Genomic DNA, 14081 nt, shown 5'->3' on the forward strand with positions numbered 1-14081 from the left:
AGAAATGACCGAGGAACCTACCAACGACATCGGCCAGGGCCTGTGGCAAGCCTGCGTAGAGCAGCTCAGCCAAGACCTGCCGGAGCAGCAGTACAACACCTGGATCAAGCCCTTGACCGCCGCCGTGGCCGAGGACTTCTCCAAGGTCACGGTCTACGTGGCCAACCGCTTCAAGCTCGACTGGATTCGAGCCCAGTATGCGGGCCGCATCGCCGCGCTGCTGGAGTCCTTGTACGGCCAGCCCGTGACACTGGAGTTGGCGCTCGCACACCGCGAAAGCGTTGTGCGTACTTATGTTCGCCCCGTCAACCCGCAGATGTCGCACGCCGCAGGTGCCGATGCATCGGTGGGCGCGGCCCCATCGGTCAACGAAGAAGTGGCCGCCCCGGTCTTTCGCACCCGCCTGAATCCGGCCCTGACCTTTGACACCCTGGTCGAAGGTACGGCCAACCGCATGGCGCGCTCGGCCGCCATGCATGTGGCGGGCTCACCCGGCCACCTCTACAACCCCTTGTTCATCTACGGCGGCGTCGGCCTGGGTAAGACCCACTTGGTGCATGCCGTGGGCAACCAGCTGCTGGCCGACAAGCCCGACGCCAAAGTTCTCTACATCCATGCCGAGCAATTCGTCTCGGATGTGGTCAAGGCCTACCAGCGCCGCACCTTCGACGAGTTCAAGGAGCGCTACCACTCCCTCGATCTGCTGCTGATCGACGACGTGCAGTTCTTTGCGAACAAGGACCGCACGCAGGAAGAGTTCTTCAACGCCTTCGAGGCCCTGCTGGCCAAGAAGAGCCACATCGTGATGACGTCCGACACCTACCCCAAGGGTCTGGCCAACATCCACGAGCGCCTGGTCTCGCGCTTTGACTCGGGCCTGACGGTGGCCATCGAGCCGCCCGAGCTGGAAATGCGCGTGGCGATTCTGATCAACAAGGCGCGCGCCGAAAACGCCGAGATGCCCGAGGAAGTGGCCTTCTTCGTGGCCAAGAACGTGCGCTCCAACGTGCGAGAGCTCGAAGGCGCGCTGCGCAAGATCTTGGCCTATTCGCGCTTCAACCAAAAGGAAGTCTCCATCCAACTGGCCCGCGAGGCACTGCGCGATCTGCTGTCGATCCAAAACCGCCAGATCTCGGTGGAAAACATCCAGAAAACGGTGGCCGACTACTACAAGATCAAAGTCGCCGACATGTACAGCAAGAAGCGCCCGGCCAGCATTGCCCGCCCGCGCCAGATTGCCATGTACCTGGCCAAGGAGCTGACGCAAAAAAGCCTGCCCGAGATTGGCGAGCTGTTTGGCGGCCGTGACCACACCACCGTGCTGCACGCGGTGCGCAAGATTGCCGGAGAGCGCCAACAGCTGACCGAGTTGAACCAGCAGCTGCATGTGCTGGAGCAGACGCTCAAAGGCTGACAACGGCTCTATTACTATTACGCCCCAGGGGCCCTGCCGCATACATAGCTTGTGCGGGGCTGCCGGGGCACAATGCGGTGTTTGGGCAGCGTGAGGGAGCATGGAAGTCCATGCCGCTGGCCCAGATGCCGCTCCCGATTCATCATCAGAGGTTGACATGATCGTCCTGAAAGCCACACAAGACAAAGTTCTCGCGGTCCTGCAATCGGTGTCCGGCATCGTCGAACGCCGCCACACCCTGCCTATCCTGGCAAACGTGCTGATCAAGAAGACCGGCAACGCGCTGCAGCTGACCACCAGCGACCTGGAAATCCAGATCCGCACCACGGCCGAGCTGGGGGGCGACACCGGGGACTTCACCACCACCGTGGGTTCGCGCAAGCTGATCGACATTCTGAAGACCATGCCCGCCGACCAGACCGTGAGCCTGGAGACGCAGCAGTCCAAGATCATCCTCAAGGGCGGCAAGAGCCGCTTCACCCTGCAGACCCTGCCGGCAGAGGACTTTCCGCTGGTGCAGGAAGCCGCCGCCTTCGGCCCCGCTTTCAGCGTGCCGCAAAAGGTCTTGAAGGACTTGATGGGCCAGGTGTCCTTCGCCATGGCCGTGCAGGACATCCGCTACTACCTGAACGGCATCTTGTTCGTGGCCGAGGGCAACACCCTCTCCCTGGTCGCCACCGACGGCCACCGTCTGGCCTGGGCCAGCGCCGAGCTGGATGTGGAAGCCGCCGTGAAGCAGGAAGTGATTCTGCCGCGCAAGACCGTGCTGGAGCTGCAGCGCCTGCTGTCCGACGTGGGTGGCGAGAACTCGCCCCGCATCGAGATGCAGTTCGCCAGCAACCAGGCCAAGTTCACCTTTGGCGGCATGGAATTCGTCACCAAGCTGGTCGAAGGCAAGTTCCCCGACTACAACCGCGTCATCCCGCGCAACCACGGCAACAGCATCACCCTGGGCCGCGCCCCGTTGCTGGCCAGCCTGCAGCGCACGGCCATCATGACCAGCGACAAGTTCAAGGGCGTGCGCCTGAACCTGGAGCCCGGCCTGCTGCGCGTGGCATCGACCAATGCCGAGCAGGAAGAGGCGGTGGACGAGCTCGATATCGACTACGGCGGCGATGCCATCGAAATCGGCTTCAACGTGACCTACCTGATCGACGTGCTGGCCAATATGGGCCAGGACATGGTGCAGGTGCAACTGGCCGACGGCAACAGCTCGGCCCTGGTGACCATTCCAGAAAACGAGCGCTTCAAATACGTGGTGATGCCCATGCGCATCTGAGGCACCGCACCGGTGCCCCAACACGGGTGCTAACAAAAAGAAGAGCAGCATGTGCATGCTGCTGCTTCGTTTCCACCCGTTACTTCGTTGAATTCAAGGCAGAACAAGCTTAGCAAGCTCTTGTTTTTGCAGCATCAAGGCAATTTCATTCATGACCGCAGACAACCAGCCAGACACCCAGAACCCAGCCCCCACCGGGGCGGACGCTAGCGGCTATGGCGAAGGCGCGATCCAGATCCTCGAAGGTCTGGAAGCCGTGCGCAAGCGCCCCGGCATGTACATCGGCGATACCTCCGATGGCACCGGTCTGCACCACCTGGTCTTCGAAGTGGTGGACAACTCCATCGACGAAGCCCTGGCTGGCTACTGCGACGACATCCTGGTCTCCATCCACGCCGATGGCTCGCTGTCCGTCATCGACAACGGCCGCGGCATCCCCACCCGCGTGAAGATGGACGACAAGCACGAGCCCAAGCGCTCGGCCGCCGAAATTGCGCTGACCGAGCTGCACGCCGGCGGCAAGTTCAACCAGAACAGCTACAAGGTCTCGGGCGGCCTGCACGGCGTGGGCGTGTCCTGCGTGAACGCGCTGTCCATCTGGCTCAAGCTCACCGTCAGCCGTGACGGCCAGCGCCATGAGATCGATTTCTCGCGCGGCTTTGTGCAAAACCGCCCCATCGAAATCGTCGACGGCGTGGAAACCTCGCCCATGCGCGTGCTGGGCCCCAGCGACAAGCGCGGCACCAAGGTGCACTTTCTGCCCGACCAGGAAATCTTCAAAGAGAACTTCGAGTTCCGCTACGAGATCCTGGCCAAGCGCCTGCGCGAACTCTCCTTCCTGAACAACGGCGTGCGCATTCGCCTCAAGGACGAGCGCGACGGCCGTGAGGACGACTTCTCGGGCGCCGGCGGCGTCAAGGGCTTTGTGGAGTTCATCAACGGCACCAAGAAGGTGCTGCACCCCACCACCTTCCACGCCACGGGTACCCGCCCTGCCGACAGCTACGGCGGTATTCCCGGCACCGAAATCGGCGTCGAAGTGGCCATGCAGTGGAACGACAGCTATGCCGAGCAGGTGCTGTGTTTCACCAACAACATCCCCCAGCGTGACGGCGGCACCCACCTGACCGGCCTGCGCGCCGCCATGACCCGCGTCATCGGCAAGTACATCGCCGACCATGAGCTGGCCAAAAAGGCCAAGGTCGAAGTCACCGGCGACGACATGCGCGAAGGCCTGTGCGCCGTGCTTTCTGTGAAGGTGCCCGAGCCCAAGTTCAGCAGCCAGACCAAGGACAAGCTGGTCAGCTCCGAAGTGCGCGCCCCGGTGGAAGACATCGTCGGCAAGCTGCTCACCGACTACCTGGAAGAAAAGCCGAACGACGCCAAGATTCTCTGCGGCAAGATCGTCGAAGCCGCCCGCGCCCGTGAAGCCGCGCGCAAGGCCCGCGAAATGACGCGCCGCAAGGGCGTGCTCGACGGCATGGGCCTGCCCGGCAAGCTGGCCGACTGCCAGGAAAAAGACCCGGCGCTGTGCGAAATCTACATCGTCGAGGGTGACTCCGCCGGCGGCTCCGCCAAGCAAGGTCGCGACCGCAAATTCCAGGCCATCCTGCCCCTGCGCGGCAAGATCCTGAACGTGGAAAAAGCCCGCTACGAAAAGCTGCTGTCCAGCCAGGAAATCATCACCCTGATCACCGCCCTGGGCACCGGCATCGGCAAGGCCAGCGAAGAATCCGGCAAGAGCGGCAGCGACGACTACAACGTCGACAAGCTGCGCTACCACCGCATCATCATCATGACCGACGCCGACGTGGACGGCGCCCACATCCGCACCCTGCTGCTGACCTTCTTCTACCGCCAGATGCCCGACCTGGTCGAGCGCGGCCACATCTACATCGCCCAGCCGCCGCTGTACAAGGTCAAGAACGGCAAGGAAGAGCTCTACCTCAAGGACGGCCCGGCGCTGGACCAGTTCCTGATGCGCATCGCCCTGCAAAACGCCAGCGTCAGCACCGGCGGTGACAACGCCCGCACCATCAGCGGCGAAGACCTGGACAAGCTGGCCCATATGCACCTGGCCGCCGAGGCCGTGATCGAACGCCTCTCCGCCTTCATGGACGCAGAAGCCCTGCGCGCCATTGCCGACGGCATCCAGATCAAGCTGGGCCATATCGAAGAAGCCCAGGACAGCGCCGCCGCCCTGGAGGCCAAGCTGCGCGAGCTCAGCGCCACCGGCATCCCCGCCGCCGTGACGGCCGAGATCGACCCCAACTCGCAAAACCCGGTGCTGCGCATCAGCCGCCACCACCACGGCAACATCAAGAGCTCCATCCTGACCCAGGAGTTCGTGGCCAGCCACGACTACGCCGCACTGGCAGACGAGGCCCAGAACTTCGTCGGCCTGCTGGCCGAAGGCGCCAAGGTCACCCGTGGTGAAGGCGAAAAAGCCAAGACCGAAAAAGTGGGCGACTTCCGCCAGGCCATGCGCTGGCTTATCAGCGAAGCCGAACGCACCACCGGCCGCCAGCGCTACAAGGGCCTGGGTGAAATGAACCCCGAGCAGCTCTGGGAAACCACCATGGACCCCCAGGTCCGCAGCCTGCTGCAGGTCAAGGTGGGCGACGCCATCGAAGCCGACCGCGTGTTCACCATGCTCATGGGCGACGAAGTCGAGCCACGCCGCGACTTCATCGAAGCCAACGCGCTGCGCGCAGGGAATATTGACGTGTAAAGCTGAGGCAGAGCAGAGCACGACCTCATGATCCACCGCCTGCCTCGTGCCGAATCGCTGTCGGTTGAGTTCAAGAGCGACCTGAAAAAACTCCCCGACCGCGAGTTGGTCGAGGCCCTGGTCTGCCTGGCCAATGCCGAAGGCGGCGAACTATGGCTAGGCGTAGAGGACGACGGCAGGCCTACCGGCCTGCATGCCGAGCACCTCAATCTGGCGGGTCTGGCCGGGCTGGTGGCAGCGCGGACCTCGCCCTCGCTGCGAGTCCAGGTGGAGCAGGTCGATGCAGCCGGTCTGCCCGTGGCACGCATTGCGGTACCCAAGGCACAGTCCATCGTGGCCACAGCGAACGGCGTCTACCTGCGCAGGCGGCTCAAACATGACGGCACACCCGAGTGCGCCCCCATGCTGCCGCACGAGCGTGAAAGCCGCGCCAGCAGCCTGGGTCTGGAGGATGTATCGGCCCAGCCGGTGGCGGGCGCCACACTGGCCGACCTGGACCCACTGGAGCGCGAGCGCCTGCGCCAAGCAGTACAACAGTACGGTGGCGACAGGGTGCTGCTGGAGCTGGACGATGAAGCACTGGACGGTGCGCTGGGCCTGACGACACGCCAGCCCGATGGCACGCGTGTGCCGACGCTCACCGGCCTGCTGCTGGTGGGACGAGAAAGTTCGCTGCACCAATGGGTGCCCACCCATGAGTTCGCCTTCCAGGTGCTGGCGCAACAGGCTGTGCGCTTCAATGAGTTTCGCCGCTTTCCGCTGCTGAAGGCGCTGGACTGGCTGGAAACCAATTTCCGCCCCTACAACCCAGAGGAGGAGATTCAGGTCGGACTGTTCCGCGTGCCAGTGCCCATGGTGGATATGGCGGCCTTTCGCGAGGCCGTGGCCAATGCACTGATTCACCGCGACTACCACCGCCTGGGTGCGGTGCATGTACGGCTGGAAGACGATGCGCTGGCAATCAGCAACCCCGGTGGGCTGGTGGACGGCGTGACGCTGGCCAATCTGCTGGTGACCGAGCCACGCCCACGCAACCGCGCTCTGGCCGATGCCATGAAGCGCATCGGCGTGGTGGAGCGCTCGGGACGCGGTGTGGATACGATTTTTCGCGGCATGCTCAAGTTCGGCCGCCCGAGTCCCGACTATTCGCGCACCGACGCCCACAGCGTGGTGCTGCGCCTGCCCACCGAGCCCGCCGACCAGGACTTCCGCCGCCTGGTCGTGGAAGAGGAGCGGCGCCGGACTGCCGAGCTGCCGATAGACAGCCTGATCGCCCTGGCAGCAATTCGCGCGCTGAAGCGGGTGACAGCCGATGAACTGGCCGAACGCATTCAACGCGATGCCGCCAGCGCCAAACGTACGCTGGAGGCGCTGACCGAGGCGGGGTTGGTACAAGCCCATGGCCACACCCGGGGGCGCAGCTATACGCTGTCGGCCTCTGTATACCGAGCCGCGGGTGACAAGGCAGGCTATACCCGCCAGGCTGGTTTCACCCCGATACAGCACGAGCAAATGGTGCTGAGTTACGTGCAGCAGCATGGGCAAATCCGCCGTGCGGAGATCATGGACTTGTGCCACTTGAGTGAAGGGCAGTCCAAGGATTTATTGAAACGGATGCAAGGTTCGGAGTTGCTACGACTGGAAGGTGCAGGGCGTGGGGCGTTCTATCGGATGGGAGAGCGTGGGCAAAAACGGATGAAAACGGATGAAAACGGATGAAAACGGATGAAGAGCATCCGATTCTGCTGGCGGGGAGAGCGTTGAGGGGCTGGGAGCTGGAAAACGCCGAGAAGCCATTTTTCGCGCAAATCTAGGCGCTGGGCAGGTCATACCCCAACCCCGGCGCCGCAGCTTTTCTGAGCGCATCCAGAGCAGCGTACAGCCCTCGCTTGATGGTGTTCACCATGCCCCTGGACACCTGGCTATGAAGCCGCCTGTCTACGCACCTTCCTCAGCAGAGGAAAAAAATCATCCCGGCAGGGCACGCATGGAGATGCAAGCAGCCTGCCTTGGCATATTTCAACCGCTCTGCTTTTCGCAGCTGCCGCAGCCGTCATTGCACCACTTTCACGCTGATAGGTATCTACAACGCGCTGTACATGGGCACAGACTGCTCACTTTTTCCGCTGCTGGTTTTGGATGCAGCCCAAGCCAACGGCTGCACTCCAGCGTGCTCCGACAACCGCCGTTGGGGCAGACGTTGAGGCAGGCGCTGGTTGTCAAAAATCAGGCTGCCGACGCCTTGCGGCCACGCGTTTTTTTGGCGGGGGCTTGGGCTGCACGCGCCTCGCGCAGGCGGCGCAGCAGCTCGGTTGCGGGCTCGTCATTGGGGTCTTGCGGCACCAGCTCGCCGCGAAAGGCCTTGGCCAGCAGCGCGGGGGTGAGGCGGTCGGCAGCGGTGCGGGCAGTTTGCAGCCGGGCTTCCAGCCGGTCGGCATAGGCAAACAGGATTTCGACGCGACGGACGATTTCGGCTTGTTCTTCATATGAAGGTAGTCGAAATACCAATGAATAAATTTTCTGACCAGAAATAACAGGTTGAGCCGTTGAGGAAATATTCTCACGCAAGTTAATCCCAAGCAGTGAAAAATAGAGAAAATTTTTATCTAGTATTTCGCTATCAAACTTAACTTTCAGCGCATTATCTGTAACCCAAGCGTGCTTTGGCGTTAAGTAAACACTCCCACAATAATAACCAACACGTCCAATAACGATTGTTGGTTCATAAACATTAAATCTATCGTGATATCCATTGACACCATTCCCGCCATAAACGGGGATATTGCCTTCTGAATTCATATTTTTTGCAACTAGCCCATCTCCGGAAGAGACTTTTATTATGTTTTTCAACAAGCATCGTTTCACCTCACCAAATGCACAATCCTCCGTCAACCGCCCCGAAGTGGCGGCAGCCAAGACGGACTGGCGGAAGCGTTTGAGCAAAGGGGTGATGCGGGCGAGGCGGTCGTTCAGGACATCGACGCGGGTCAGGATGGTGTCGAGTTTGTCGGCGATGCGGCGTTGTTCATTGCGTGGAGGAACAACAATCTGTGTCGCTTCAAACTTTCCTTTGGTGACGTGCTGCAATCCTGCGCCGCCGTGCGCTTTCCCAATTAAATCATTGAGCTTTTGATTGATTGCATGTCGAAATAACCTACGATCCAAAAATGAATCATCAAAATCAACACGAAAAATGTGTTGGTTTAATAGCGCCTCACCACCACGCCACACATGAGCTCCAAAGGAAGTACCCGGAGTCCCCGACCAAGCGAAAAGCAATTCACCGCCTTTTAAAAAATACTTATTCTCGTATTCACCTGAGTAACAATTAAATGAAGCATTTGGATTGTTTAAATTTTGAATTCGAACAATCGGCAAGCCTTCTAGGCTCCATTCAGTCGGTTTAAATGCTCGTCCATTTTTTAAATCGCAAAGCGAGCCAATCTCAGAAACTGCCCAAGAGCTAGGTAGCGAAGTACTCATTCCGCCCCCTCCCCCAACTCCGCCAAAATCCCTTCCAGCTCCTCCAGCGCCGCATTCAGCTCATCGGTAATCTCCCGCGCCAGCACAGCGGGTTCGGGCAGGTCGGCCGCGTCTTCCACGCTATCGTCCTTGAGCCAGGCAATGTCCAGGCTGTCTTGCTTTTCAGCGCGAATCCATTCGCGGCTGAAGCAGCGCCAGCGGCTTTGTTCGCCGCCATCGGTGCGCGTGCTCTTGCCGTTCGCATCCTCGCCATAGGCTTTGATGAAGTCCGCAAAGTGCGCGGCGGTCAGCGGGGTGCGTTTGCCAAACTTGGGGGCGTTGGCGCGCATGTCGTACACCCATACGTCTTGGGTGCTGCCGGTGGCGGCTTCGCCCACTTTTTCAAAGAACAGCACATTGGTTTTCACGCCCTGGGCATAGAAGATGCCGGTGGGCAGGCGCAGCACGGTGTGCAAACGGCATTTGTCCATCAAGGCGCGGCGTATGTCTGCGCCCACGCCGGCTTCAAACAGCACGTTGTCGGGCAGCACCACGGCGGCGCGGCCGCCGTCTTTGAGGTGTTTGACGATGTGCTGCACAAAGGCCAGTTGCTTGTTACTGGTCACATAGGTGAGGTCATCGCGCGTGGGGCCACCGCCGCCCTTGGCCGTGCCAAAGGGCGGGTTGCTGAGGATGATGTCGCTTTTGGGCAGACGCTGGCCGGCCGTGCCCAAGGTGTTGCCCAGGTGAATGGCGCCTTCCTGGTCACCCTCAATGCCGTGCAGCAGGCAGTTCATCAGCGCCAGGCGCCGGGTATTGGGCACCAGCTCCATGCCGGTGTAGGCCTTGCGAATCTGGAAGGCGCGCTGGGCTTCGCTCAGGTCAAGCAAGTCATCGGTCTGGGCGCGGATGGCGCGGTCGGCGGCAATCAAAAAGCCTGCGGTGCCTGCGGCGGGGTCTTGGATGGTTTCGCCGACTTGCGGGCGCATGACGGCAATCATGGCGTCAATCAGCGGGCGCGGCGTGAAGTACTGGCCTGCGCCGCTTTTGGTCTCGCTGGCGTTCTTTTCCAGCAAGCCTTCGTACAGATCGCCCAGGCCGTCTTTGTCGGTGTCGAACCAGTCGATGCGGTCCAGGTCGCTGATGAGCTGCTCCAGGTGGCGCGGCTCGCTCAGGCTGGTTTGGGCGTTGGCGTAGATGGCGGCAATGCGCGGGCTGGTGGACTCGGACAGCTGCTGCAGCGTGCGGCGGTAGGTGTTGAGCAGGTTGATGCCGGAGAGGCCACGCAGCTGCGTCCAGCGGGCGTATTCGGGCAGCAGCGGCGCTTGGATGACGCCGGATTCCAGGTTTTCATGCTCCATCTTGATGAAGAGCAGCAGCACGAGCTCGGTGACGTAGTCGCTGTAGTTGATGCCGTCGTCGCGCAGAACGTCGCAAAGGTTCCAGAGTTTCTGGACGATGTCAGAGGTGGTCATGCCAATGGAAAAATGTATGCTTTGTTTTGGATAGCTGCCTGTGCTTGTCAGCCAACGGCTTCAGCATGATTGGTGCATGAAAGCATTGAGCGGTAAGCACCAGCAGCTCTTATTTTTGAAGAGGCGACCCGCAGGCCCATACCGGGGTGAAGGCGGGCGCAGAGGCGGGTGCAAAGAGCGCTGAGCATAGCGCTTCGCCAAGCCCCATCAGGCCGCTTTTTGCCACAGCGCTTCGGCCAGGTGGCTGACCACGGCATCCAGCTGGCCGCCCAGAACTTTGTCGACCTGTTTGGTGCCGCCTTGCTGGCGGAAGGCTTCGTTGAGGAAGTTGCTGTCCACCACGGTTTCATGCTTGAGCTGCTTGGCAATGCGGTCCAGCCAGCTGCGCTGCGCCGTCGTCCAGCTGTGCAGGCTGTAGATGCGCTGCATGGCGCGGTTTACACGCTCTTCAAACGAAAGCAGGGCTTCGCCCAGCGCGGCTTTGCGGATATGGGCCACGATGCCGGCCGCAATGTCCTGGTTGCTTTGGCTGCGCCAGGCTGCTTGGAGGGCGGCTTCGCTGTAGCCTGCGCCATCGAGCAGCAGGCGCACTTCGCGCAGTTGCTCCCTGGTGAGGTCTTTGGGGCGGTTGACCACCACCGACAAGGCCACGGACTGGTTGAGCTGTTCTTTGATGAAGCTGGCAAAGCCGTCGAGGTAGTCCTCTGGCTTCGCATACTGGCCCCAGTTTTGCTGGCGCTCTTTCAGCTCATCATGGTGGCTGGAAATCACTGGGCGATAGGCTATGCCCATGAGCTCCTGCACCTCGCCCAGTTGCTGCAGCAGCCGGGTGTTGTCGCGCAGAAAATTGGCTGCCGCTTGCGTGCCCTGCTTTTGGGCCACTTCATGCAGATGGCGGTGCAACTGGGCCGGAGGCACACCCCAGCTTTGCTCCAGCTGCTGCAGCCGCTCTTTGAGCGCAGGTTTTTTCTCGGCCTTGTGCGCGGCCTTGCGCAGCACGCGCATGAGTTTTTGGTTCAACTGGTCCAGCACATCGTCGGCATGCTTGCGCTCTGGCGTGCTGCCTGGTGCCTGGTAGGACACGGGGTTGTGCAGCTCATCCAGCAACTGGTCGATGGTGATGTTGGGGTTTTTCACCAGGGGCTGCATGGTGTTCACGTTTTGCAGCGTGGCATACAGGTCCACCGGGTCGTAGATGCGAAAGACGGTTTTGCCAATCTCATCGCAACGGCGTGTGGCGCGGCCAATCATTTGCTCGTACAAGATGCGCGAGCGCACACGGCGCATGAAGACAAGGTTGCAGATGGGGGGCACATCAATGCCGGTGGTGAGCAGGTCCACCGTGACGGCCACCTTGGGATAGGCCTCGTTCTTGTAGTTGCGGATCATCTGGCTGACTTTGTCGGTCTTGCCAGTGATTTTGATGACGCTGGCCTGGTTGTAAGCGTCGCCATGCAGCTCTTTGAAGGCCTCGCCCAGCATGCGCACCACGGTGTCCGCATGGGTGTCGGTGGCGCAGAAGATCATGGTCTTCTCGTCACTGAAGGGGTCCAACTCCTGCGCCAGCTGGTTGCAGATGACGCGGTTGAAGTTGTCGTTGAGCACGCCTTTGTTGAAGCTGGCCACGTCGAAGTGCAACTCATCGTCCAACTCTGCCGTGTCGATTTCACCGGTTTGCAGGTGGATGCTTTCCACCGCATCGCCTTTGGCAAAGTGGATGCCGTTTTGCGTGAGCAGCGTGGTGTAGCGAATGGGGGGCTCGTGGTCGATCAGCCAATCATCGGCCACGGCTTCGCGGTAGCTGTAGGTGTAGATGGGGTGACCAAAGATGTCGCTGGTGTGCTTGGCTGGTGTGGCCGTGAGGCCCACTTTGATGGCGTCAAAGTAGTCCAGCACGCGGCGGTAGGTGGACAGGTACTGGGCTTGGTCGCGCAGCTCCAGCTCGCCTTCGGTCATGTCTTGGTCCAGCGTGTAGCCCCGGTGGGCTTCGTCCACGATGATGCAGTCAAACTGGTCCACGGGCGGCGGGCTGTCGCTGCCAAAAACACGCTTGACCATGGCTTGCACCGTGGCAACCTGCACACGGTCTTCCGCCTCGGCCGCCATATCGCCCAGTTCGGCAATGTTGTAGAGCCTGGAGAGCGGCATGTTCTGCTCCAGCACCATGTCGCCAAAGGCTTCCAATGCCTGGTCACCCAATGCCGTGCGATCGACCAGAAACAGAATGCGCTTGAAGCGCTCGGCCTTGAGCAGGCGGTAGATCAGCCCAATGATGGTGCGCGTTTTGCCCGTTCCTGTGGCCATGGCCAGCAAGCAATTGCGCTGGCCATGGGCCAGGCGTTGCTCCACCGCCTGGATGGCATTGAGCTGGTAGTCACGCAGGCCCAGGTAGATGGCGGCCTCGGTCTCCAGCTTGGCCTGTGCCTTGGCGATATCGCGGTGCAGCAGGTCCTGCAAGCCTTCTGGTGAATGAAAGCCCTGCAAAGGCTTGGCCAAGTTGGCCGTATGACGTAGGTCTCGAAACCATGTGCCACTGGATTGCTCGTGCTGCTTGACGTAGGGACGGCCATTGCAGGAGTAGGCAAACGGAATCTGGAACCAAGCACCTTGCCCGTCAGCCCATGGCTGCGCAGGCTGCAGTGCGCTCCAAGCCATCTCTGCATCACCCGCCACGGCAAAGCTACGTGCATAGCGCTCGGCCTGCGCAATCTTGCCGGCCACGTTTTGATTGAGGCGCTTGGCTTCCACCACGGCCACAGGCACCAGGCCGGCAAACAGCACATAGTCTGCGCTTTGCATGCCTTGCATGGGCCACTCGGCAATCGCCAGGTTCTGCCCGCGCACAGGGCGTGCGCCCTTGGCATAGGTCAGCTCGACGGTATCGGCCTTCCAGCCGGCATCGCACAGCATTTGGTCAATGATGAGGCGGGTGGCAGCTTCATCCATCTGCACCAGGCTTGCGGCCTTGCGAGAACGCTCACCCCAGGCGCGCACAGACTCAACGCTGGGGGCTTGTGCACTGGCTGCAGCTGCCTGTGCTTGGAGCAGGTCGGCCTGGAGTTGCTCAATGGTGGCGCTGGCTTCACTGGCCAGTTGCTCGTAAATATCGCGCTCTTGCAGCGCTTGAGCGGCCAGGCTCTTTTCCTGATCGGCTTGCTGCTGCAAGAGCTGGGCCATGGCCTCACGGTCGGATAGCAGCGCTTGTTCACTGCTCAGTCGCTCATTCAGCGCTGCAATTTGTTTTTGCAGCGCATAGAGCTTTTGACTGGGGTCATCCGGCAATTGAAATGGCCCAGGCTTGAATTGCGGGTTAGATCCAAAGGTTCGATGAAACCAGAGCGCTACTTCGCGAGCAACTTTGAGGCTTTCCAGTGCCTCGCGGTATCCAATGAGGGCGCCCACTTCATGCACCGCGTCGTTGCCACGCGTGCGCAGCAGATGAAACATCTGGCGCAATTGCGGATCCAGGCCAAGGCGGCTGTCAATGGCGCGCAGCAACTCGGCTTGTGTGGGCTGCTGCAACTGGATTCCAATGCGGTGGCCCACCTCTTTGGCAATGGCTTCCGCCAGCAAGCGCAGCTTGGCCACGCAGCTCGGTGGGTCGTGAGGAAAGATCTTCTCAGCAGCCAGGCCCAGAGCAGCCAATGACTGGGAATGCGTGCTCAGAAAGTCAAAGTTACTCACTCGCCATTGCCTCTATTTCTTAACGTATAGACACAT

Annotated in this window: 7 protein-coding genes; 4 read left to right on the top strand and 3 right to left on the bottom strand. The window is 60.9% G+C overall.

What is annotated here, in order from left to right; translation table 11 throughout:
- Positions 1-4: 4 nt before the first annotated feature.
- The 4 genes from dnaA to ACA027_RS00020 all read left to right on the top strand — a co-directional run bounded on the left by dnaA (position 5) and on the right by ACA027_RS00020 (position 7143).
- Positions 5-1414 carry a chromosomal replication initiator protein DnaA gene (gene dnaA, locus ACA027_RS00005; RefSeq protein ID WP_370680362.1) on the top strand — a complete coding sequence of 470 codons (1410 nt, stop codon included), beginning with the start codon at positions 5-7 and terminating at the stop codon, positions 1412-1414.
- A gap of 157 nt (positions 1415-1571) precedes the next feature.
- The gene (dnaN, locus tag ACA027_RS00010) at positions 1572-2693 is read left to right on the top strand and encodes a DNA polymerase III subunit beta (protein ID WP_370680363.1); all 1122 of its coding nucleotides are present in this window, start codon (positions 1572-1574) and stop codon (positions 2691-2693) included.
- Positions 2694-2844: 151 nt separating this feature from the next.
- The gene (gene gyrB / locus ACA027_RS00015; protein ID WP_370680364.1) at positions 2845-5424 is read left to right on the top strand and encodes a DNA topoisomerase (ATP-hydrolyzing) subunit B; all 2580 of its coding nucleotides are present in this window, start codon (positions 2845-2847) and stop codon (positions 5422-5424) included.
- Between the two features lie 27 nt (positions 5425-5451).
- Complete coding sequence (locus ACA027_RS00020) at positions 5452-7143, top strand: ATP-binding protein (RefSeq protein WP_370680365.1); 1692 nt, start codon at positions 5452-5454, stop codon at positions 7141-7143.
- A 507-nt stretch (positions 7144-7650) separates the two neighbouring features.
- Here the strand turns inward: ACA027_RS00020 and ACA027_RS00025 are convergent.
- The 3 genes from ACA027_RS00025 to hsdR all read right to left on the bottom strand — a co-directional run bounded on the left by ACA027_RS00025 (position 7651) and on the right by hsdR (position 14045).
- Entirely contained in the window at positions 7651-8907 is a 1257-nt protein-coding gene (locus tag ACA027_RS00025; protein WP_370680366.1) for a restriction endonuclease subunit S, read from the bottom strand.
- The gene (locus ACA027_RS00030; protein WP_370680367.1) at positions 8904-10361 is read right to left on the bottom strand and encodes an N-6 DNA methylase; all 1458 of its coding nucleotides are present in this window, start codon (positions 10359-10361) and stop codon (positions 8904-8906) included. Before ACA027_RS00030 ends, ACA027_RS00025 begins: the two co-directional genes overlap by 4 nt.
- Before the next feature lie 207 nt (positions 10362-10568).
- Entirely contained in the window at positions 10569-14045 is a 3477-nt protein-coding gene (gene hsdR, locus ACA027_RS00035; protein WP_370680368.1) for a type I restriction-modification system endonuclease, read from the bottom strand.
- Positions 14046-14081 lie beyond the last annotated feature (36 nt).

It is taken from the genome of Comamonas sp. GB3 AK4-5 (assembly GCF_041320665.1).
GTDB lineage: Bacteria > Pseudomonadota > Gammaproteobacteria > Burkholderiales > Burkholderiaceae_C > Comamonas.

What these genes read in the sequence shown, in the direction of transcription:
- dnaA (WP_370680362.1), top strand. Translation starts at nt 5, where the DNA reads ATGACCGAGGAACCTACCAACGACATCGGCCAGGGCCTGTGGCAAGCC.
- dnaN (WP_370680363.1), top strand. Translation starts at nt 1,572, where the DNA reads ATGATCGTCCTGAAAGCCACACAAGACAAAGTTCTCGCGGTCCTGCAA.
- gyrB (WP_370680364.1), top strand. Translation starts at nt 2,845, where the DNA reads ATGACCGCAGACAACCAGCCAGACACCCAGAACCCAGCCCCCACCGGG.
- ACA027_RS00020 (WP_370680365.1), top strand. Translation starts at nt 5,452, where the DNA reads ATGATCCACCGCCTGCCTCGTGCCGAATCGCTGTCGGTTGAGTTCAAG.
- ACA027_RS00025 (WP_370680366.1), bottom strand. Translation starts at nt 8,907, where the DNA reads ATGAGTACTTCGCTACCTAGCTCTTGGGCAGTTTCTGAGATTGGCTCG.
- ACA027_RS00030 (WP_370680367.1), bottom strand. Translation starts at nt 10,361, where the DNA reads ATGACCACCTCTGACATCGTCCAGAAACTCTGGAACCTTTGCGACGTT.